Below are 19,913 nucleotides of genomic sequence, written 5' to 3' on the forward strand. Positions count from 1 at the left end.
TCAGTAATAAGAAGCCAAAGTTGCCGGAGGTGCGCGGGTCGGATGAGAAGGATCAAGCCACCGAGCCTGCCGCAAAGGTTCCGCTAAGCGGGCCCGGGCCGCAGGGCGACGGGCCGATATCAGGCCGAGACCCGTCGGGTGACTTGGGATCACCGCCGCAGCGACCAGTCGGCAAGCCTCGCATTTGGCAGGTGTCGCGTGGTTCGGATCAATGCTGCCACCGCAGAGATCACTGAGCGAGCCGCCAGCCGCGACGAAGTCCGCATAGTCCGCAGAGGCTTCGGCGCGATTGAAACTATGCGCAAAACCTGAACTGGCCATTGCCAGCATCAGAGCAAAGACCATCGCAAGCCGAGGAAGGGTATGAGGCGCGAATCGCATAGGTATTGTGGTAATTCGGCTGCGCGAGGATTGCGAGGGTTTGTGTCGGCTAGTCACCCACATAGACCCATCCTCGGCTAAGAATAGAATAGCAGGAGACCTACCGATATCAGCCAAGGACCCATGTCAGGAAACAAAACTGAAATCCAACTTGATACTTGCGCTGAAGGACTGTCGAAAACCGGCATTAGGTCATTGCCTGTAGTCCGAACGCAAATGCGCCGCCCAGAGGACAGCGCATTTGGTATTAGTCTTGATTGACGTTGGCAGGGTTTCGCAATCGATCTCGCAGGTTGTGAAGTGTTACGACGGCACTGCTGTCTGCCAGGTTGATCCCACCAGTATCCACCGCAAGCTTACGCAGTTCCTCGTAGAATTTTACCATTGCCGCCAGCGTTTGTACAACAAGATCAAAATCCTGAAGCGATTGCCGCTCTTCGCGAGTCGGCGGGGTACCACGTTCAAAGATCGTCAGCACTGTATCTTCAAGCGCCTGCACCTGTTGTTGCAGACGCAGCATTTCCGCGCGCGACACATCGCAAAGATCACTGATCGTATGACCCTTCGGCGGTGGTGTCGATTGCATGTTCATAGGCGCCCGACCACTTGTTCAATTGCCTGCTTCATCGTCGCAACGGTAAATGGCTTACGAATGATATTGTTCATCGCAAGGCGGCGACCGACTTCAACGATTTCTGGCGTAGGTTTGCCCGTCACCAGAATAAAACCCACACGCTGTGTCACGCGATGCTCGCGCAGCGCTTTCAGCAGTCCAAGCCCATCCATACCCGGCATGTTGTAATCGGACAGCACCAGGTGAACTGGGTTCGCAACGAGCTTTTGAAATGCCGATTGCCCATTATTTTCAACCATGTAGTTGCTGACGCCCAGCTCATCCAGACACTGGGTTAGGATGCCCCGGCTGGTGGACATATCGTCAACAACCATTACGCGCAGAGAGTCTTTCAAGCTCATTTTTAGTTCCTCATTTTCTCTTTTTGTGCCGGACTGCTCAAGTGTTCCCACCGGCAGGAGAGTTTAAGTAAGTAGTGATTCCAACAGTTTGTAGCGCCGATGCCGCCGGACCGGACATCCGTTCAGAGTGACCGATGAACAGATATCCCCCTGGATTGAGACTTCGCTGAAACGCATGCCAGACCTTTTGCTGGGTCGGTGTATCGAAGTAGATCGCAACGTTTCGACAGAAAATAGCATCGAACTTGCCCTTAAACGGAAAGGGCTCGATCAGGTTCAAAACCCCAAACGTCAGTAGCGCACGCAGGTCATCGCGGATTGCACCGTCCTGGCCTTGGATATTGTAGTAACCACTGTATTCCTTTGGGATCTGCGACAATTCATCCGCGGAGTATCGCGCCGCCGATGCCTTTCGGACCACCACCGGATCGATATCCGTCCCAAGGATTTTGACATCCAGCTTTTCGATATCGGGGCACAGGGATTTCAGCACCATGGCAATGGTGTAGGGTTCCTGCCCGTTCGAACAGCCCGCCGACCAGATCCGTACCCGGTCCCCGCGCCTCGCCTTTTCTAGAAGCGGCGGCAGCGTATCGTTGCGCAACGTCTCAAAGTGATGCGGCTCGCGAAAAAACTGCGTCACGTTTGTCGTTAATAGAGACAGCAGCTCACTGCGCTCGGCATCCGCGTTCGGGCCATTCAATTCCTTAAGGTAGGATTTGAAATCGCTATAGTTCAGTTTGCGCAACCGCCGCGCCAAGCGCGAAGAAACCAGCGGTTTCTTACTGCTCGACATAGCCAGCCCAAAGTGCTTGTGCGCAAATTCGGCGATAGATTCAAAGTCCTGATCTGACAGGGTAAATCCATCCGCACGAGAATCAATGGGGTTCGCTATGGTCACGAGATCACCTGTTCCGGTACAGTAATGACGGCATCCAGATTGATGATCCGCACCATGGTATCATCATGAGAAATGATGCCTTGGATGTAATCCATAGTGTTGCGACTATCGACCGGCGGGGTGTCCTGAATGTCATCCGGGTTGATCGAGATTATCTCTGATACGGATTCAGCCAACAAACCAACAGGTTTGCCATGAACAGAGACAACGATAACAACGTTGCGCTCGCTGGCTTCGGTTTGTTGCAACCCAAATCGTGCCGAGAGGTCGTAGATAGGGATCACCGCGCCACGCAGATTCATAACCCCCAATACGTCCGCTGGAGCATGGGGTAGAATTGTAACCGGAGACCAACGCCGAATTTCCCGGATCTGGGTGATTTTCAAGCAGAACGCCTGGCCAGCAACGGTGAAACTGACAAATTCGCTGTGCTCGGCGTGTTTGATTTCCGAATCGTCATATTTGGCTTCAGCTTGCGATTGCATTGCTAATTCTCCGCTCTGTGTCGAACGCGGCTGCAGAAGGTGAAGCCGCAAGAATACTTTCGGGATCTAGGATCATGGCGATCTTGCCGTCGCCAAGGATGGTTGCAGCCGCGACGCCCGGAATATTCCCACAAACGCCATCCAGGCTCTTGATGACCACCTGGCGCTGATCGTGGATGTCATCCACCGCCAATGCGCTGCGTTGACCTGTTTCCGTTTCCACCAGTAGATAAACACCAGGTGGCTGATCATGATCGCCTTTGCACAGACCCAATGCGCTGCCGACATCGCAGACGGGAACAAAGTTTCCCCTGATCGACAGCAGCGTTCCGTCTGCGCCAAGATTGTTGACCATGTCGTCACTACCGCGCATTGTTTCAACAATTGATGTGATCGGAACCACCATGGTTTGATCGGCCACGGATACGACCATGCCATCCATGACGGCTAGCGTCAGCGGAAGGATAATGGTGAACACGGATCCTTTACCAGGTGTGGAGGAAATGTTGATCCTCCCCCCCAGCGCCGTGACCGCGTTCTTCACAACGTCCATGCCGACCCCGCGACCTGAGAGATTTGAAATCTCTTTCGCAGTGGAAAACCCGGGCAAGAACAGCAAGTTGTCGATCTCACCATCTGTCAGCTCGGCATTTTCTGGGATCAGACCCTTGTCGATAGCGATCTGTTTGACCCGTGGGCGATTCACCCCAGCGCCATCATCCTTGATTTCGATGCAAACGCTGCCGGATCGATGAGATGCTGACAACCGGATTTCACCGCTGCGGTTTTTGCCGACGGCTTCGCGATCCTCGGGTTTTTCAACACCATGGTCCACAGCGTTGCGCAAGATATGCGTCAACGGATCTGACAGTCGCTCGATGACCGTCTTGTCGACCTCGGTATTCTCGCCCTCGGTAATCAGCTTGGCCGTTTTGCCAGTTGCGGCAGAGGCTTCGCGGACAATCCGCGCCATCCGCTGGAATAGCGGCTTGACCGGCTGTGCGCGAATGGACATGACGCCTTCCTGGATGTCACGGGCCAGATTCTTAAAGCCTTCCAGCTCGGTTTCAACATCCCTCAGATCTGCCACATCCAAATTGGCAATCTGTTGGGCAAGCATCGAATGGTTGATGATCAGCTCACCAACGGCGTTGATCAGACGGTCAACCCGTTCAAGGTCAACCCTCAGCGTCGGATTGGGTCCACCACGCTGCTCTGATTTCGCGGCCTCAGCTTTTGGTGCCGCGGCTTTGGCGGCTACCGGGGCCGCATCGGCCTCCGGTTCAGGGGCTGAGACCGGCGGTTCAAAAGGGACAGTCACCTGATCACCACCTTCCTCCGGAGCGGTACCGAATGCCGCCTCCAGCGCAGCTAGGGCGTTGGCCTCGTCTTCGTCGTCCATATCGGATTCAATAGACAGCTCGCAAAGCCCCTCAACGAACTCAAAGACCGACTCAATCGCCGACTTAGACTCGGCCGTGGTCAACGTCAGACTCCAGATGAGGTAGCTCTCATCAGTGTCCAGCGCATCAAAGCCAGGCAGTTCACTTTCATCAAGTGTGACCTCAAGCGTGCCGAGGTCTGCTAGCGTTTGAAACAAGAAGTACGGTTCATTTCCGGTCCCATACATATCTTTCAGTGGATGAAAGCGGATCGAGTAAACCCGTTCTTGTTCGACCTCGATCGGCGCCATTTCAAAGGCGCCGCCCAATCCCATGGGCTGAAAGACTACCTCTTCTTCTTCCTCATCGATGTACTCTTCGAGCGCAGACACGAGCACATCATTATGTGCCTCATCAACGCTGCCGCCATCACGAGAAGTCGAAACAAGATCAGCAAGGTGATCGCTACAGCGCAGCAGCAGCTGGATCAGCTTGGTATCAAGACCCAGCCGATTGGCACGCACCTCGTCAAACACTGTTTCGAACTTGTGGGCAAAGGCGACCAGGTCATCCAGACCAAACGCACCAGCGCCCCCTTTGATCGAATGGACCGCTCGAAAGACGGCATTCACCACCTCAGAGTCATGATCGCCACCTTCGATGGCGGTCAAACCCTCATCCATTGCTTCGAGGAGTTCTTCGCACTCCTCAAAGAATGTGTCCTGTATCGACCCCGCCATCTTAGGCCGCCGCCCCGGTCACACGCTTCAGCGCGAAGATAAGAGACGCGTCATCAAATGGCTTGGTGATCCAACCGGTTGCTCCGGCACCGCGGGCACGAGCTTTTAGCTCGGGCGCGCTTTCTGTGGTCAACACCAGGATCGGAACCTTGGAATTGATCCCATCACCGCGCAGCTCTTCAATGACTCCAAAGCCATCGAGGTTGGGCATGTTGATGTCGGTGATCACCACATCCGGCGCCACATCGGCATACATGTCTACACCTTCGCGGCCATCTACGGCGCAGTGATATTCAAAGCCGGCCTCTTCGAGAGCGGCGGCCAGGAGATTCCGGATGGTGCGGGAATCGTCGATTGCCAGAACTTTGGTCTTCATGCTGTTTCCTCATCTTCAAATCGGGTGGGCTCGAGCCCCAGAAGAGTGAGCGATTTCCGGCACCCCTCGGTTATCCTGGCGACTGAAAAGCCCAGCCCCTCTGACCGCCATTGTTGTTCTGCACTCAGTAGAAGTTGCAGGCAGCGTGACGGCATGACCGCCACATTGCTGCAATCAATCTCCACTGCCTGAGTGTGCGCCCCGCGCAAGAATGCGATCAGCGGCTCGAGGTCCGAGAAGGCATTGGGCAGGTCCAAGATATGTTTTTGCGTTTCCGTCGTCATGGTCAGCGATTCGCACCCCCGTGTTCGGCGACAGGTTTCAAGTCGATGAGCTAGGAGTAGACTGCGGGCCTTAACATTTGATTGCCGTGCCCCCCTGTCCAGCGCCAGAATGGACGTGGATTTAGCTGCAAAAACCAACTTGAATTTCGGCAAATTTTAGCGATCCGCTGCTGCGGCAGATTTTAGCGCAAGCTGACACCAGAAACACTGAGCCCCACCAGAGCGTGGTATATTAATACGGTGTAGATCTGCAAAATTGCTACTGATTTAGCCGTGAAACTACTGTGAAAAACCAATCGCGCGTAAGGTCGAAATTAACTCCTAGCAGGCATCAAGGGACAAAGGAGAGGTCACCATTCTCTCTTTGTGCCTGTGAATGGAGTATCCGATGAAAATTATTCCCACCCTACGTCTGGCGTATAAACTGCCCCTCTTTATTGTGGGGTTTGGCATGCTTGTGACAGCGATTCTTGTCACAATCAGTTCGCTTACATTTCAACGCGCAGCCATCAGTCATGCCGAACAGCAATTCAACGCAATGACAGAAGACCGCCGCGTAGCCTTGCGTGCGTTGTTGGACGGGATTCAATCGGACGCAGCGACCTTGGCAACTATTCCTTCGACGGCGACAGCCCTAGAATGGTTCACTATGACATGGGACGGTATCGAAGGTGATCCACAGGAGACCCTTCGCAAGGCCTATATCGACGCAAATCCAAATGCAGCGGGCGAAAAACACCTTCTCAATCGGGGAATCGGTGATTCGCCCTATCACATGCACCATGCCCGGTTTCATCCGTCCCTGACGGCGGTTTTGCAGAACAAAGGCTATTATGACGTTTTTCTGATCAACCCGGCTGGTGACATCGTCTACTCTGTTACCAAAGAGCCGGACTATGCCACGAATCTCGTCAACGGTGCCTATGCCGATTCAGGTCTGGCCAAAGCTTTCAGAGCCGCGATTGAGATGCCGACAGGCGAGGTGTTTTTCGCCGATATGGAAGGTTATGCCCCCAGCAATGGTGATCCTGCCGCATTTGTAGCGACCCCAGTTGTTGATGCAGCTGGCGCGCTTCAGGGTGTCTTGGCTTTGCAAGTCCCTGTCGAAATGCTGACCAATATCGTGAACCCCGTCAACGACATGACTGAAACACTCAACGTGTTCATCGTGGGCCAGGATATGAAAGTCCGCACCAAGTCACTTCATGACGACCACCATCAAGTTCTTGATGAATTGGATGCGACCGGGCATTTGACTGAAGCCCTTGGGGGCAATGCCGGGTTCTACGCCGACACTATTGGTGTGAACGGCCACCCTGTTGTCGCTTATTCTGAACCTGTGAACTTACCACAAGCGAACTGGGCGATCGTAGCAGAACAGGACCAAGCGGAGATATTTGCACCGGTCGCACGTGATCGCAATCGTTTGCTGCTCGTCTCTCTCGTGTGTGCAGCAGGCATGTCGATTTTGGGCTGGCTATTCGCACGCTCAATCACAAAACCTATCAACCGTATTTGTACCCGCATCGAAGAGGTTGCCTCTGGAAATCTCGAAGCAGAGATAGCTGAGGCAGGTCGGCAAGATGAAATCGGGAATATCGGCAAGCAGTTGATTAGCCTCCAGGACGATCTAAAACACGCAAGATCCGCTGAACTTGAACGTGCAGAGCTGCAGCAACAGCAAGAGGTTGTCGTCGATCAGTTGAGCACTGGGTTGGTTCGACTGGCAGATGGAGATTTCTCTCAGGCAATTACGACGCCATTCCCGTCGCATCACGAAAAACTGCGGGAGAACTTCAACCGGACGGCAGAAACGCTGAGTGCAACGGTGACACAGGTTGTGGATACGGCCGAGAGCATCCGCAATGGCGCAGGTGAGATCAGCCAGGCTTCTGATGACCTCTCCAACCGGACCGAGAGCCAGGCCGCCACGCTGGAGGAAACCGCCGCGGCACTGGATGAGATGACCGCCAGCGTGAAATCTGCCGCCGAAGGCGCGCGCAGCGTCGAAACCATCATGCAGGAGGCCAAGCAAGAGGCCGAAACCAGCGGCACCGTGGTCCAAAGTGCCGTGTCCGCAATGACCGAGATCGAACAATCCTCGACCCATATTTCGCAGATCATCAGCGTCATCGATGACATCGCCTTCCAGACCAATTTGCTGGCGCTGAACGCCGGGGTTGAAGCCGCGCGCGCTGGTGAGGCGGGCAAAGGCTTTGCCGTGGTCGCCAGCGAGGTGCGCGCGCTGGCGCAACGCTCCTCGGATGCCGCGATGGAAATCAAGACCCTGATCGGCGACAGCACCAAACAGGTGGAGCGCGGCGTGGACCTGGTTGGCAAAACCGGCGAGGCGCTTCAGGGGATCGTCGAACGGGTCAGCCATATCTCGCAACTGGTGTCCGGCATCGCAACCGGGGCGAGCGAGCAATCCACCGGTTTGCATGAGATCAACACCGGGGTGACCCAGCTGGATCAGGTGACCCAGCAGAACGCCGCGATGGTCGAAGAGGCCACCGCTGCGGGGCACATGCTGAACGCCGACGCCAGCAAACTGGCTGAACTGGTGGCTCATTTCAAGGTCGCGGTCGGCGCGGCACCGGCGCGCAGCGCATCCGCCTCTCCGGCTCCGGCACCGCAGGCGATGAACACCGCGGCACGGGCGAACGAGACCCCCAGCGCCCCCAGCGCCCATGGCGATGATTGGGACATCGAAGCGATGACACCGCAGCCCGCCAAAGCCCCGGAAAAAGCTATGGCCAGCGCAGCCACAAGCGGCAACGCCGCCAAAGACATCTGGCAGGACTTCTGATCCCGCCAATGGCACCCGCCCCCACTGCGGGTCGGGTGCCGCTTATTTGAAACACTTCGGCCCTTGTCCGAACGCAACAAGCGGAATGAGCATTGTCACAGAGCCTATTGATCATCACGACGGACCGGCGTTTTGCGCAAAATCTACAACAACATATGGAGGCCACCTATCCTGGCCTTCAGGTGCTTTTGGCCAACAATCTAATGATGGCCTACAATCAAGCAGAAGCCGGTCAGCCGAAATTTGCTTTTGTCGAGGATGGCTTTACCAAGCTGCCCGAATTTGAAATGATGCTGGCCCTGTTCTCTGCCCTTGATATCCGTTGGGTGTCGGTCATGGATAGTCAGGGAGCGACACCAGCACGGCGCTCCTCTCCGCTATTGGATATTGGCGCAGGGATTTTCGAGCTGAGCAAATCGGACAATCCACGCGATTTTTCCCAATATTTTGACATGATGGTCAAAGCCCCGCGCCGCAATCAACCGTCGCCACTCGACAAAAACGGCACTGGTGCCGCTGCGGGTCCCGGCAGCGATAAGATCATCCTGATCGGATCCTCCACCGGTGGCGTCGAAGCCTTGCGCAGCGTGTTGGTCGGGTTTCCACTGAATTGTCCGCCAACCCTGATCGTTCAGCACACAGGCAAGAATTTTGGCCGCGGCCTTGTTTCCCTGTTGGACCGGATCTGCCCTGCTAAAGTGGTCACCGCTGACGACAGTATGACGCTGGCACCCGGTCATGTTTATGTCGCAGCCGGCCAACCCCGGCACATGGGGCTCACCGCGCGCAAACCCTATCGCACCCGCTTCAAAGAAGGGCCTCCGATCTCTGGCCATATGCCATCGGTTGATGCGCTTTTTATGTCAGCAGTACCGATCGCAAAGAATGTTGTTGCCACTATATTAACGGGTATGGGCCAAGATGGGGCACAAGGGCTGCTCGAACTGCGGAAAGCCGGGGCAATAACTTTTGCGCAGGACGAAAAAAGCAGTGTCGTCTACGGGATGCCACGAGTCGCCTGGGAAATGGGCGCCGCGCAGCAACAGGTCTCGCTTGCGCGAATGGCCGGAACATTGATTCAGGCTAGCAAGACCTGACTGACAACTGGGAAGGAATCCACCTTGAGCGTTTTTGCTAACTCCACCACGGTGACAGTTCTACAAGGCGAGTATCGCGTTTCTACGTCCCCCACAGTGGTGTTCTCCACTGTCCTCGGGTCGTGTATCGCCGCTTGTATCTACGATGAAAAAGTCGGCGTCGGCGGCATGAACCATTTCTTGCTGGCGTCCTCGACAGCCAGCGATAGCGTGAACGCACGTTACGGAATCCACGCAATGGAACTTCTGATCAACGGCATCATGAAAAAAGGCGCGCGCCGCGAGAACCTTAAGGCGAAGGTTTTCGGTGGCGCCAAAATGTCCGCTAACCTGTCAGACATCGGCGCATCAAACGCCGATTTCGTACAGCGTTTTCTCAAAGATGAGGGCATTGCAGTCGTGTCATCCAGTGTCGGTGGAACATCGGCACGGCGGGTCCGCTTTCACGCCGTATCCGGCGCCGCCCAGCAAACACAGGTTAAGGATGACCGGCGTCTGGGCGAACAGGAACGTGTGGCTGCGCTGCCAACTCCCGCCGCCAAACCTGCCGCCGGCGTGGGTGCGGTTACTCTCTTCTAAGGCAAACACCGAACCGTTTTCCAAGAGGATCGGCAAACAATTGATCTTGTAAAGGGTCCGACAGATGTCGGGCCCTTCGCTGCGTCCGAGACCTGTCACAAAGCCCAATCAATGCCGCTTGCTGTACCCTCTTATTGGCCGGTATCCTCTTGGCGTGGATAGAATGAGGATACCACGCGTGCGCCAGCCATCCAGAACACACAGACAGATGTCTTACGAATCGCTGCGCCGTGCTTGGCATGTTGCGCTTCTTATCGTCACCCTATCCTTCTCGCTGCCATGCTCTGCTCCGGCGGAGCAACTTACCGTGTTTGCCGCGGCCAGTCTCAAAACCGCGCTAGAGCAGATCACAGATGTATATGAAACGAACAGCGGCAACGACGTTGTACTCTCCTTGGCGGGTTCATCGCTCTTGGCGCGTCAACTTCAACATGGCGCCCCAGCAGATGTATTCATTTCTGCGAACACCGCCTGGATGGATTGGGCCCAAGATCAGAACCTGATCAACTCAGAAACGCGCACTGATCTTTTAGGCAATACGCTTGTCCTGATCGGGCCACCCACCATGCCTCTGCCAGCGGCAGCGCTAACTCTGCATGACGGCGCCGGGCTATTGGACCTGGTTCAGGACCGCCCACTTGCCATGGCGCTCGTCGACGCAGTACCCGCGGGCATCTACGGCAAGGCTGCATTGCAGAAACTGGGGCTTTGGGACAGGTTGGAATCACATGTTGCCCAGACGGACAATGTACGGACCGCGCTGGTGCTGGTCACCCAAGGCGCCGCTGGATTGGGCGTAGTTTATGGCTCTGACGTCACAGGTGGCCCAAATGTCACCCAGTTAGCCGAGTTCCCATCAGACAGCTATCCCCCCATCATCTATCCCGCCGCCGCGACCAATAGCCGGCCAGAGGCCACGGCATTCCTAGCCTTCCTGCGCAGCCCGATTGCGAAAGAGATTTTTGTCAGGCAAGGTTTTGTTGTATTAGCGGAGTAACCCTCAAAATGCAGTGGCTGGGTCCAGAGGAATGGCAGGCGGTGACCTTGTCGTTAAAGGTATCGTTCTGGGCAACGCTGCTGTCACTGCCGTTTGGGTTGCTGGTAGCCGTTGTCCTGGCACGATGGAATTTTCGTGGTAAGGCGCTGTTAAACGGGCTGGTTCATCTGCCACTTATCCTGCCACCTGTGGTCACAGGGTACATCTTGCTGATCGTGTTCAGCGGCCCAAGTCCAGTTGGAACAGCGTTGAAATCTATTGGTATTGTCTTTGCCTTCCGCTGGACCGGGGCGGCTCTGGCGGCAGCAATCATGGGATTTCCATTGATGGTGCGCGCGATGCGCTTGTCACTTGAAGCCGTCGACCCAAAGTTGGAACAGGCCGCCGCAACACTTGGTGCTTCGCGTGTCTGGGTCTTTGTTACGATAACGCTACCACTGATCTTACCCGGAATACTGGCCGGCGCGATACTTGGCTTTGCCAAGGCGATGGGAGAATTCGGAGCAACGATCACGTTTGTTTCCAACATTCCGGGCCAGACACGCACATTGCCAACAGCGATCTATACCTTCCTACAGGTCCCCGGTGGCGAAAGTGCGGCACTGCGGCTGGTGGTCATTTCCATAGCAATCGCAATGATGGCACTATTGGTTTCAGAATGGCTCGCTCGTAGGCTGGCAGACCGGGTGCGGGGCACAACATGCTAGAGGTCGCGCTTACACATCAGCTTGGAAAATTCGCGCTCGATCTCAGCTTTTCGGCCCCAGAGGGAGTGACCGTTCTGTTTGGCCGTTCCGGCGCTGGAAAGACAGCCGTCACCAATGCTGTGGCCGGATTGCTACGCCCACAGACAGGCAAAATTCAGCTTGGAACGCGGTCACTGCTAGACACAAAAAACGGGATCAATGTGCCCTCACACCGCCGTCGCATAGGATATATATTTCAAGATGCACGGCTCTTCCCACATATGAATGTTCGGAAGAATATAATTTACGGTCAACGCTTTGCAAGAAAATCTCAATCGGGCGCATCTCTTGAATTGGTGATCGATATGCTTGGGCTTGCCTCGCTATTGGATCGCCATCCTGCGCATCTGTCTGGTGGAGAAAAACAGCGCGTCGCTATTGGACGCGCGCTGTTGAGCGCCCCGGATATGATCCTGGCGGATGAACCGCTGGCGTCTTTGGATGACGCACGAAAGGCAGAGATCCTCCCCTATCTCGAGCAGCTACGCGATGAGATCTCGATCCCTATTCTCTATGTCACACATTCCGTGGCAGAGGTTGCACGCCTGGCCACCACCGTAGTGGTTCTGCAAGACGGTCGCTGCGTGCGTAGCGGACCCGCCGATACGATACTGGCGGATCCCGCCATCATGCCAATCGGCGTACGCGCGGCTGGCGCCATATTGCACGCCCGCGTCAGACGGCATCACCGCGACGGTCTAAGCGAATTGGACGCCGGTGGAATTCCGCTGTTCCTGCCACAAGTTGCACATAGACCGGGGCAGAAGGTGCGCGTGCGCATCGCGGCACATGACATAATAATGTCACGCCAACGACCCATGGGTCTGTCTGCGCTGAACATCATACCCGGTAAAATCACCGCGCTGCGCAGTGGCGACGGACCCGGGATGATGGTCTCGATGCAGACACCCGCTGGTGTCCTATTGGCCCGGGTCACGAGACGATCCGCCGCTGCGCTTGACCTCACTGTCGGCGCAGAGTGTCATGCCATTATCAAATCCGTTTCAGTCGCGCCTGAGGACGTGGGCGGTACCCGCACATATGAACCGGATGTACTTCCTGCGCCGTCATAAATGCTGCGTCAGCCCGCGATTTTTCTCGGCAGCGGCAGACCACTACGGTATGCGGATAGAACAAACGGTCATCACAAGGCTTAACACCCATCGCTAACACGATGATGACGCGACACAGCGGAGAGAGGCCGATGCGACGGCAACAGATATTCGGCAGCACCAGCCATCCAGTTCCGCTGGAGCATGCACATTATGACCAGTGATTTACACCACAGCCTGTGGCACCAAACCTGCCGCGAAGATTTCGCGCCCCAGGCGCTCATCGGTGCTGAAACCGCGGATCTGGTGATCATTGGTGGTGGCTATACGGGCTGTTCTGCAGCACTACGCGCATCAGAGTTAGGCGCCGATGTATGCCTGCTGGAGGCTAACCAATTTGGCGCGGGCGGGTCAGGCCGCAACGTCGGACTGGTCAACGCCGGCCTTTGGCTCCCTCCCGAAGAAATCAACGCCAAGCTTGGAAACGCCGATGGCACACGGCTTTCCAAACTGCTCGCGTCGGCCCCAGGCGTCGTTTTTGATCTGATAAAACTGCATCAGATCGACTGTGAACCGACCCATAATGGCACATTGCACTGTGCCCATGCCCCATCAGGTCTTCAGGATCTGCGCAATCGGCACCGACAGCTGGCAGCTATCGGCGCGCCGGTGAAACTCCTGTCGCGGGACGAAGCCATTGCACGAGTCGGCAGCAACGCGGTGTATGGTGCACTGTTCGATCCCCGCGCAGGCACGATCCAACCGCTGGCTTATGCCGTTGGTCTTGCCCGTGCTGCACACGCCCAAGGCGCGCGACTACATGCAAATTCTCCGGCGACAGCTGTGTCACGCACCGCTGATGGCTGGACGGTTACCACGCCGCAGGGAGCCGTCCATGCCCGCCACTTGATCATCGCGACAAACGCCTATCCGCTGCCAATCGCAGGCTACCAAGCACCGCGGACCATTCCCGTATGCTACTTCCAAGCAGCAACGCCCCCCCTACCCGATGATCTGGCCGCCAGCATACTGCCGCAGGCAGAGGGCTGCTGGGACACAGCACTGATCATGTCATCTTGGCGCCGCGACCGCACCGGGCGGTTGGTGATAGGCGGGATGGGCGCATTGTCCCATCCTGCAAGTGCCGTACATACCAACTGGTTGCGGCGCAAACTAGCAGGCATGTTTCCGGCACTCGCCAATCACCCGTTTCAAACAGAGTGGGTCGGCAAGATCGCCATGACGACCGAACATGTTCCAAAAATTATTGATCTTGGTCAGGGGTTTGCCTGTTTTGGATATTCTGGACGCGGCATTGGCCCCGGCACTATCTTTGGCCAACGCATGGCCGAAGCGCTGATTGGCGGAGATAGATCCGTACTGCCAGTCGCAGTCACCGCACAACACGATCTGCCCTTGGCCAGATTGCGTGGTGCCTATTACGAAACAGGCGCCACATTGGTACATTTTCTGGCCGATCGGTCCCGTCGCAAACAGACGACCCCTGATCAGTAGCATCCTGCAATGGCGTCCCCGACGGACAGCAACAGTTGCGGATAAAACTCTGGTCCGGGTTCCAAAGCGATTCCAAGAGGATCAACCACAGCGGTCCGGGCCATTGTACCCTCCAGAACAGTAGCCACCAGCCCTGGGCTGAACTGCGGTTCTGACAGGACACATTCAACGTTCATATCTGCAACCGTTGCGCGGATCTCGGCGATCCGTGCGGGGCTTGGGTCGGACGCATCGCTGAACGAAATCGCACCGGCGGCCTGGATACCGAACCCAGTCTCAAAGTACTGATAAGCATCGTGAAAAACCACAAATGGTTTGCCTGAAACCGGGGCCAACTTAGCCGATATCTCAGCGGCGACAGCGGCAATCTCTGCTTGGCCGTCGAGCGCATTGCGCTGATACCGCTCAGCATTTTCCGGGTCTGCCTGCGCGAGCGCCTCGGCGATGACCTGCAACCAGGCGCTTCCGTTCTCGGCCATCAGCCAAGCATGCGAGTCGAGGCTGCCAGGCTCATGGTGATGACCGTGATCGTCATCATGCTCATCCCCGTGTTCCTTTGCATGATCGGTTCCATGATCAGCGTCGTGATGCTCATCATGCTCGTGGTGCTGATCGTCGGCATGCTCTGCTTCATGGTCATCGCCATGACCGAACTGAACGGTATCGCGCATACTCAGCTGCCGTGTAGCATCGGCCTCAAGCAACGATATCACCCGCGCATCAGATGCCAGCGTCGCAATTGGACCTTCAAGCCAAGGCGTCAAGGATGATCCGACCCAGAACACCAGTTCCGCCTGGTCCAGCGCCCGTGCCTCTGACGGACGCATGGCATAGCTGTGAGGTGATGCGCCCGGCGGCACCACCAATTCAGGCGAACCGACACCTTGCATCACACGGGCCACCAATCCATGAACCGGCGTAATATCTGCTGCGACCGTGGGCGCCTCTGCCAAAGCGGTGGTGCCAAATGCGCAGACCGTAACAGCAGCTGCTAGAAAACGAGATTGTCCCATGATGATCCCATGTAATTGTATAACATTACGCCGCTTGATAGAGGTCATAACATAACATATCAAGCCCCAAAGAATTACCCAACGGAGCCCCCATATGGACCCCATCGGATTTCAGGCACATGACCACAGTCACTGCATCAGCGACGGCATCGCCGTCGCGGACGCACATTGCCGCAAGCATGGATTGCAGTTCACGCCAGTGCGCCGCCGTGTTCTTGAAATTCTCTTGCAGGCTCACCGCGCCATGGGCGCCTATGATCTCTTGGACATCCTACGGACCGAAGGTTTGGGATCGCAGCCTCCGGTTGCCTATAGAGCCTTGGATTTTTTGGTAAAGAATGGCTTTGCCCATAAAATTGAACGGCTCAATGCCTTTGTCGCCTGTAGCCACTCCGGTGATGATCACACGCCGATTTTCATGATCTGCCGCAGTTGCAATATGGTCGCCGAAGCCCCGTCGCAGACCACCAAAGGCCGGTTGGGCGTCGCCGCACGCGAAACCGGATTTCTGATCGAGCGCACCGTCATGGAAGCAGAAGGGCTTTGCCCCAAATGCCAGAAGTCGGAGGCCGTATGAGTCTCGTCACACTTGACAATGTCACGGTCCGTCACAATGCCAACCCTGTACTGCACAACGTAAATTTCTCAATTCAACCCGGTGAGATTGTCACAATTGTCGGTCCCAACGGGTCTGGAAAATCAACGTTTCTGCGTACGATCATTGGTGCCTTACGTCCCAATCACGGGACTGTCTCTCAGGCACCCGGACTGCGGATCGGATATGTTCCGCAAAAACTGCACATTGATCCCACGTTGCCGCTTACGGTTCGGCGTTTTCTAAGCCTGCCGTCCCCGGTAAACGGCGCCGCCGCAGGGCGCGCGCTAGAGCAAGCAGGTGCAGGCCAGTTGATGAAACGGCAAATGACAGGCCTCTCAGGTGGTCAATTTCAACGGGTCCTTCTGGCCCGTGCGCTGCTTTGCGATCCCCAGCTGTTGATCCTGGACGAGGCAACACAAGGCCTGGATCAACCCGGGTCAGCGGCATTCTATCAGCAGATTGAGCAATTGCGCGGCAGCCTTGGTTGCGCCATCCTGATGGTAAGCCACGAGTTACATGTTGTTATGGCTGCTTCAGACCGGGTGATTTGCCTCAATGGACATATCTGCTGTGAAGGCGCTCCGGAACACGTGGCATCCGCACCGGAATACCGCGCCTTGTTTGGAAGCGGCACTCAAGGTGCACTGGCCTTGTATCGCCACGAACACAATCACTCCCATGATCACAGCTGTGGTCATGACCACGCCCATGACGCCCAACCGGCCAGCCCCGATTTGAACGGAACACGCACATGATGATCTTGGACAGCTTCCTGATCCGCGCCGCGCTTGCGGGTGTCGGTGTTGCCCTCGCTGCGGCACCCTTGGGCTGTTTTGTTGTCTGGCGGCGGATGGCCTATTTTGGAGATGCGACGGCACATGCCTCAATCCTGGGTATTGCCCTCGCCCTGAGCTTTGATACGTCGGTGTTTGTCGGCGTGCTTGCGATGGCGCTGATCATGGCAACCGTGGTATCCACCCTCAGCGGCCGTGGTTATGCCGTCGACACGTTGCTGGGCGTACTTGCGCATTCATCGCTGGCATTCGGTCTCGTGGCGGTCTCTTTCCTGCATGGGGTGCGACTAGACCTGATGGCCTATCTCTTTGGCGATATCCTCGCGGTTGGTGTCTCTGATTTGCTGGTTATCTGGGGTGGCGCGATTTTGGTCGTGGCGCTCTTGTGGTGGAGATGGTCCGCATTGTTGACTGCAACCCTGAACCCGGACCTCGCCTATGCCGCCGGGATTGATCCCAAGCGTGAGCAGCTGGTTCTGACCCTAGCGCTTTCAGTCGTTGTGGCGGTCGCCATCAAGGTTGTCGGTGTTTTGTTGATTGCTGCCATGCTGATCATCCCCGCAGCCACTGCACGACCGTTTGCTGGAACACCGGAACGCATGACAGTCATCGCAGCGATCACCGGCGGTGCATCTGCTCTAGGTGGACTACAGTTGGCCTTCATGTTTGACACGCCCACCGGTCCAACAATCGTATGTCTCGCAGCATGCCTATTCGCGCTATCAAGCCTCAAGCAGCTCTTTTACCGGGCCTGATGCCTGTCACGTAGGACAACCAGCACGCACCAACACAACGAAAAGGTTGGTCCTTCTAACTTTAGAAAAGACGCCATAGGCCTATTCGACACCGCATGACCATGGCCCCACTGTCAGCCCGCCGTGCTGTTCAGTTCAGGTCCCGGTTTTTAACAACGGGCCACAATCCACCCATTTGCTGACCGCGTCGAGCAATGCTCTCTTGTTGATCGGTTTGCTTAAGAAGTCATCCATACCAGCAGCCAAGCATTCTTCCCGGTGGGACTGCAAGGCGTTGGCCGTTAGGGCAACGATCGGACACCGCACGCGCCCCATATCCTGCTCAAGCTGGCGAATCTCAACCGTGGCATCAATACCATCTTTGACCGGCATCATCATATCCATCAGCACGATGTCAGGATGGTGTTCCTGAAAAAGAGATACTGCTTCCTCACCATTGGCCGCAATCAAGACCTCAATTGGGGCAGCCTTCAGCATACGCGTGACCACCAGCTGATTGGTACGGTTATCCTCTGCGAGCAACAGTTTCACCCGCGGAATATTGTCGGCGTGACTGACCACCACCTCAACCGTCTGGTGAGCTTCATCAGGCAGTCGCTCTAGCACGCGGCCTATGACCGACCGGAGCTGCGCCGCGCGTAGCGGCTTCAACGCGACCTCACACTGGCCCAGATGCTCGCGCGTTTCACGGTCAATGGTGTTTTCAACAGACGACAGAATCACGATAGGTAAGCTGTGGTATTCTGGGATCTCGCGAATCTTCTGGGCCAGTTCTTTCCCGTCCATACCCGGCATCTGAAAGTCCTGGAGAACAACGTCGAAACATATGTCATCGTGGCGCGCATCCAGCAGGATTTCCAACGCTTGATGTGCGGATCCAGCCGCAATGCTCTGCACACCCCAGGTTGCCAACCGCTCCGTCAGGATGACTCGATTCAGCTCCAGATCGTCAACAACCAGCGCACGCAATCCGTTGAAATCGCGTTCATCATAGGATCTCTTCGGCTGACATGGGCGGTTCTTCAGGGGTAAATCAATAGAAAAGACCGACCCCTTGCCCAGTTCCGATTGCACCGAGATCCGACCACCCATCAACGCCAGCAACCGCGTTGATATTGCAAGGCCAAGCCCGGTGCCCTCGAAATTACGGGTGGCAGCACCATCAGCCTGTTCAAAAGCATTAAAGATACGATCAAGGCGATCGTCCGGAATCCCAGCTCCGGTATCGGTCACTGAGATTCGCAGATCTGTCTGCCCGTCGCGCGATTGACCAGACACCTCAATATAAACATAGCCTTTGGCCGTGAACTTGACTGCATTACCGGCAACATTCGTCAGAATTTGGCGAATGCGCCCAACATCACCATCGTAGCTCTCCGGCAGATTGGGGTCGTAGCGTAGCGTGACTTCGACATTCTTTTCCGCAGCTTTTGGTGATAGCAGGGTCACCACATCTTCAATAGCTGTCTGCAGATTAAAGGGCTCGCGCTCCAGCTCTACCTTGCCGGCTTCGATCTTGGAAAAGTTTAAGATGTCATTGATGATTGTTAGCAGCGCTGATCCGGACTTTGAAATCGTCTCCGCATACATCGTCTGATCTTCGTCAAGATCCGTTTCTAGAATCAGTTCTGCCATGCCAATGACACCATTCATCGGCGTGCGGATTTCGTGAGACATATTCGCGAGAAATTCTGACTTGGCACGATTGGCGATATCGGCTGATTTCCTCGCCTGTTCCAGCGCGTATTCACGCTCGTCCCGTTCATCAAACGTATCCTCAAGCACGCCAACCGAAAAATTCAGTGCCCGAAACTCACGTGAGGCGAACCAAGGCAGAGGCACCCGACGGTGCGACAGTCCGGCAATTGCATCGGACATGCGCTGATGGATCAATTGTAGCGGCCGCAGTGCGAGAACAGTCACCAGAATCAAAACCAAGAGAGACAGCAACGACACCGCGACCACTGTCCACATGATAGTCTGGCTGACCTTGTCCTGAACCATGGCCTGACCCTCACGGGTGGACCAATGCACAATCATGTGGCCAAAATCGAACCCATCCAGCGTGATGGGCCGATCGTACATCACAAAGTCATCCGGCCCGATCTGATCAGTCCCGCCTGCTTCGGCAATTGGGGTGCCTTCGCTGCTTTGTATCTGGATCTTCAGCAGTTTTGGATTGCGGGCAATCGCTTCGATCAGCCCAGTTTCCAGCACTGGCACATCCTCGACAATGATCGATTCCAGCATGAGCCCACTTAGCAGCGAAATTGTCAGCTCAGCCTGTTCTTTCAACTGAGCTTGCAAATTACGGGTCTCATAGCGTCGTGCAACATCGCCTATCGCCGCCGCCACCAGCAAAGCTGCCAGCGACAATGACAATACGATCTGAAAGAGTATGCCCGTACGTTTCATAAATGCCCTCGGAGACGAC

At 55.9% G+C, this 19,913-nt stretch carries 20 protein-coding genes; 10 read left to right on the forward strand and 10 right to left on the reverse strand.

Annotated elements, in window-relative coordinates; all coding sequences use genetic code 11:
- The 8 genes from PhaeoP97_RS20460 to PhaeoP97_RS18380 all read right to left on the reverse strand — a co-directional run bounded on the left by PhaeoP97_RS20460 (position 1) and on the right by PhaeoP97_RS18380 (position 5,524).
- On the reverse strand, positions 1-381 hold the full coding sequence (locus tag PhaeoP97_RS20460; protein WP_072506690.1) for a hypothetical protein: 381 nt from the start codon (positions 379-381) through the stop codon (positions 1-3).
- A 247-nt stretch (positions 382-628) separates the two neighbouring features.
- Positions 629-967, reverse strand: a complete 339-nt coding sequence (locus tag PhaeoP97_RS18350; RefSeq protein ID WP_420849018.1) for a hypothetical protein — start codon at positions 965-967, stop codon at positions 629-631.
- Between the two features lie 2 nt (positions 968-969).
- Complete coding sequence (locus PhaeoP97_RS18355) at positions 970-1,356, reverse strand: response regulator (protein ID WP_014881835.1); 387 nt, start codon at positions 1,354-1,356, stop codon at positions 970-972.
- A gap of 37 nt (positions 1,357-1,393) precedes the next feature.
- Positions 1,394-2,257 (reverse strand): CheR family methyltransferase, encoded by an 864-nt coding sequence (locus PhaeoP97_RS18360; protein ID WP_072506692.1) that lies wholly within the window; start codon positions 2,255-2,257, stop codon positions 1,394-1,396.
- Positions 2,254-2,742, reverse strand: coding sequence for a chemotaxis protein CheW (locus PhaeoP97_RS18365; RefSeq protein WP_072506693.1), 489 nt, complete (start codon positions 2,740-2,742; stop codon positions 2,254-2,256). Before PhaeoP97_RS18365 ends, PhaeoP97_RS18360 begins: the two co-directional genes overlap by 4 nt.
- Complete coding sequence (locus tag PhaeoP97_RS18370; protein ID WP_072506694.1) at positions 2,726-4,864, reverse strand: chemotaxis protein CheA; 2,139 nt, start codon at positions 4,862-4,864, stop codon at positions 2,726-2,728. The genes PhaeoP97_RS18365 and PhaeoP97_RS18370 overlap by 17 nt, the downstream gene beginning before the upstream one ends.
- A 1-nt stretch (position 4,865) precedes the next feature.
- Entirely contained in the window at positions 4,866-5,240 is a 375-nt protein-coding gene (locus tag PhaeoP97_RS18375) for a response regulator (RefSeq protein ID WP_014881839.1), read from the reverse strand.
- Positions 5,237-5,524 (reverse strand): STAS domain-containing protein, encoded by a 288-nt coding sequence (locus PhaeoP97_RS18380; protein WP_072506695.1) that lies wholly within the window; start codon positions 5,522-5,524, stop codon positions 5,237-5,239. The genes PhaeoP97_RS18375 and PhaeoP97_RS18380 overlap by 4 nt, the downstream gene beginning before the upstream one ends.
- 388 nt (positions 5,525-5,912) lie before the next feature.
- On the opposite strand from PhaeoP97_RS18380, the gene PhaeoP97_RS18385 reads away from it, so the two are divergent.
- The 7 genes from PhaeoP97_RS18385 (at position 5,913) to PhaeoP97_RS18415 (ending at position 14,319) form a co-directional block, all read left to right on the forward strand.
- The gene (locus PhaeoP97_RS18385) at positions 5,913-8,333 is read left to right on the forward strand and encodes a methyl-accepting chemotaxis protein (protein ID WP_072506734.1); all 2,421 of its coding nucleotides are present in this window, start codon (positions 5,913-5,915) and stop codon (positions 8,331-8,333) included.
- A 155-nt stretch (positions 8,334-8,488) separates the two neighbouring features.
- Positions 8,489-9,430, forward strand: a complete 942-nt coding sequence (locus PhaeoP97_RS18390) for a CheB methylesterase domain-containing protein (RefSeq protein WP_072506735.1) — start codon at positions 8,489-8,491, stop codon at positions 9,428-9,430.
- Between the two features lie 24 nt (positions 9,431-9,454).
- Positions 9,455-10,009, forward strand: a complete 555-nt coding sequence (locus tag PhaeoP97_RS18395) for a chemotaxis protein CheD (RefSeq protein WP_072506696.1) — start codon at positions 9,455-9,457, stop codon at positions 10,007-10,009.
- A 208-nt stretch (positions 10,010-10,217) separates the two neighbouring features.
- A complete protein-coding gene (modA, locus tag PhaeoP97_RS18400; protein WP_072506697.1) occupies positions 10,218-11,006 on the forward strand; it encodes a molybdate ABC transporter substrate-binding protein in 789 nt (262 codons plus the stop codon).
- Positions 11,007-11,014: 8 nt separating this feature from the next.
- Entirely contained in the window at positions 11,015-11,713 is a 699-nt protein-coding gene (modB, locus tag PhaeoP97_RS18405) for a molybdate ABC transporter permease subunit (RefSeq protein WP_072506698.1), read from the forward strand.
- On the forward strand, positions 11,707-12,825 hold the full coding sequence (gene modC / locus PhaeoP97_RS18410; protein ID WP_072506699.1) for a molybdenum ABC transporter ATP-binding protein: 1,119 nt from the start codon (positions 11,707-11,709) through the stop codon (positions 12,823-12,825). Before modB ends, modC begins: the two co-directional genes overlap by 7 nt.
- Positions 12,826-13,017: 192 nt before the next feature.
- Positions 13,018-14,319 carry an NAD(P)/FAD-dependent oxidoreductase gene (locus PhaeoP97_RS18415; RefSeq protein WP_072506700.1) on the forward strand — a complete coding sequence of 434 codons (1,302 nt, stop codon included), beginning with the start codon at positions 13,018-13,020 and terminating at the stop codon, positions 14,317-14,319.
- On the opposite strand, the gene PhaeoP97_RS18420 is transcribed toward PhaeoP97_RS18415, so the two are convergent.
- Positions 14,313-15,332, reverse strand: a complete 1,020-nt coding sequence (locus PhaeoP97_RS18420; RefSeq protein ID WP_072506701.1) for a zinc ABC transporter substrate-binding protein — start codon at positions 15,330-15,332, stop codon at positions 14,313-14,315. The genes PhaeoP97_RS18415 and PhaeoP97_RS18420 overlap by 7 nt on opposite strands.
- A gap of 94 nt (positions 15,333-15,426) precedes the next feature.
- On the opposite strand from PhaeoP97_RS18420, the gene PhaeoP97_RS18425 reads away from it, so the two are divergent.
- From PhaeoP97_RS18425 to PhaeoP97_RS18435, 3 genes are read left to right on the forward strand one after another with little or no spacing between them, the layout of a single operon-like run.
- Positions 15,427-15,909 (forward strand): Fur family transcriptional regulator, encoded by a 483-nt coding sequence (locus tag PhaeoP97_RS18425; RefSeq protein ID WP_072506702.1) that lies wholly within the window; start codon positions 15,427-15,429, stop codon positions 15,907-15,909.
- Entirely contained in the window at positions 15,906-16,685 is a 780-nt protein-coding gene (locus PhaeoP97_RS18430; protein ID WP_072506703.1) for an ATP-binding cassette domain-containing protein, read from the forward strand. The genes PhaeoP97_RS18425 and PhaeoP97_RS18430 overlap by 4 nt, the downstream gene beginning before the upstream one ends.
- Complete coding sequence (locus PhaeoP97_RS18435) at positions 16,682-17,479, forward strand: iron chelate uptake ABC transporter family permease subunit (protein WP_072506704.1); 798 nt, start codon at positions 16,682-16,684, stop codon at positions 17,477-17,479. The genes PhaeoP97_RS18430 and PhaeoP97_RS18435 overlap by 4 nt, the downstream gene beginning before the upstream one ends.
- A gap of 135 nt (positions 17,480-17,614) precedes the next feature.
- Here the strand turns inward: PhaeoP97_RS18435 and PhaeoP97_RS18440 are convergent, their stop codons facing one another.
- Positions 17,615-19,894, reverse strand: a complete 2,280-nt coding sequence (locus tag PhaeoP97_RS18440) for a response regulator (RefSeq protein ID WP_072506705.1) — start codon at positions 19,892-19,894, stop codon at positions 17,615-17,617.
- Positions 19,895-19,913: the final 19 nt, after the last annotated feature.

Source organism: Phaeobacter porticola (assembly GCF_001888185.1).
GTDB lineage: Bacteria > Pseudomonadota > Alphaproteobacteria > Rhodobacterales > Rhodobacteraceae > Phaeobacter > Phaeobacter porticola.

Bases quoted from the DNA above. Each gene is read 5' to 3' on its own strand.
- PhaeoP97_RS20460 (WP_072506690.1), bottom strand. From the start codon at position 381: ATGCGATTCGCGCCTCATACCCTTCCTCGGCTTGCGATGGTCTTTGCT.
- PhaeoP97_RS18350 (WP_420849018.1), bottom strand. From the start codon at position 967: ATGCAATCGACACCACCGCCGAAGGGTCATACGATCAGTGATCTTTGC.
- PhaeoP97_RS18355 (WP_014881835.1), bottom strand. From the start codon at position 1,356: ATGAGCTTGAAAGACTCTCTGCGCGTAATGGTTGTTGACGATATGTCC.
- PhaeoP97_RS18365 (WP_072506693.1), bottom strand. From the start codon at position 2,742: ATGCAATCGCAAGCTGAAGCCAAATATGACGATTCGGAAATCAAACAC.
- PhaeoP97_RS18370 (WP_072506694.1), bottom strand. From the start codon at position 4,864: ATGGCGGGGTCGATACAGGACACATTCTTTGAGGAGTGCGAAGAACTC.
- PhaeoP97_RS18375 (WP_014881839.1), bottom strand. From the start codon at position 5,240: ATGAAGACCAAAGTTCTGGCAATCGACGATTCCCGCACCATCCGGAAT.
- PhaeoP97_RS18380 (WP_072506695.1), bottom strand. From the start codon at position 5,524: ATGACGACGGAAACGCAAAAACATATCTTGGACCTGCCCAATGCCTTC.
- PhaeoP97_RS18385 (WP_072506734.1), top strand. From the start codon at position 5,913: ATGAAAATTATTCCCACCCTACGTCTGGCGTATAAACTGCCCCTCTTT.
- PhaeoP97_RS18390 (WP_072506735.1), top strand. From the start codon at position 8,489: ATGGAGGCCACCTATCCTGGCCTTCAGGTGCTTTTGGCCAACAATCTA.
- modA (WP_072506697.1), top strand. From the start codon at position 10,218: ATGTCTTACGAATCGCTGCGCCGTGCTTGGCATGTTGCGCTTCTTATC.
- modB (WP_072506698.1), top strand. From the start codon at position 11,015: ATGCAGTGGCTGGGTCCAGAGGAATGGCAGGCGGTGACCTTGTCGTTA.
- modC (WP_072506699.1), top strand. From the start codon at position 11,707: ATGCTAGAGGTCGCGCTTACACATCAGCTTGGAAAATTCGCGCTCGAT.
- PhaeoP97_RS18415 (WP_072506700.1), top strand. From the start codon at position 13,018: ATGACCAGTGATTTACACCACAGCCTGTGGCACCAAACCTGCCGCGAA.
- PhaeoP97_RS18420 (WP_072506701.1), bottom strand. From the start codon at position 15,332: ATGGGACAATCTCGTTTTCTAGCAGCTGCTGTTACGGTCTGCGCATTT.
- PhaeoP97_RS18425 (WP_072506702.1), top strand. From the start codon at position 15,427: ATGGACCCCATCGGATTTCAGGCACATGACCACAGTCACTGCATCAGC.
- PhaeoP97_RS18430 (WP_072506703.1), top strand. From the start codon at position 15,906: ATGAGTCTCGTCACACTTGACAATGTCACGGTCCGTCACAATGCCAAC.
- PhaeoP97_RS18435 (WP_072506704.1), top strand. From the start codon at position 16,682: ATGATGATCTTGGACAGCTTCCTGATCCGCGCCGCGCTTGCGGGTGTC.
- PhaeoP97_RS18440 (WP_072506705.1), bottom strand. From the start codon at position 19,894: ATGAAACGTACGGGCATACTCTTTCAGATCGTATTGTCATTGTCGCTG.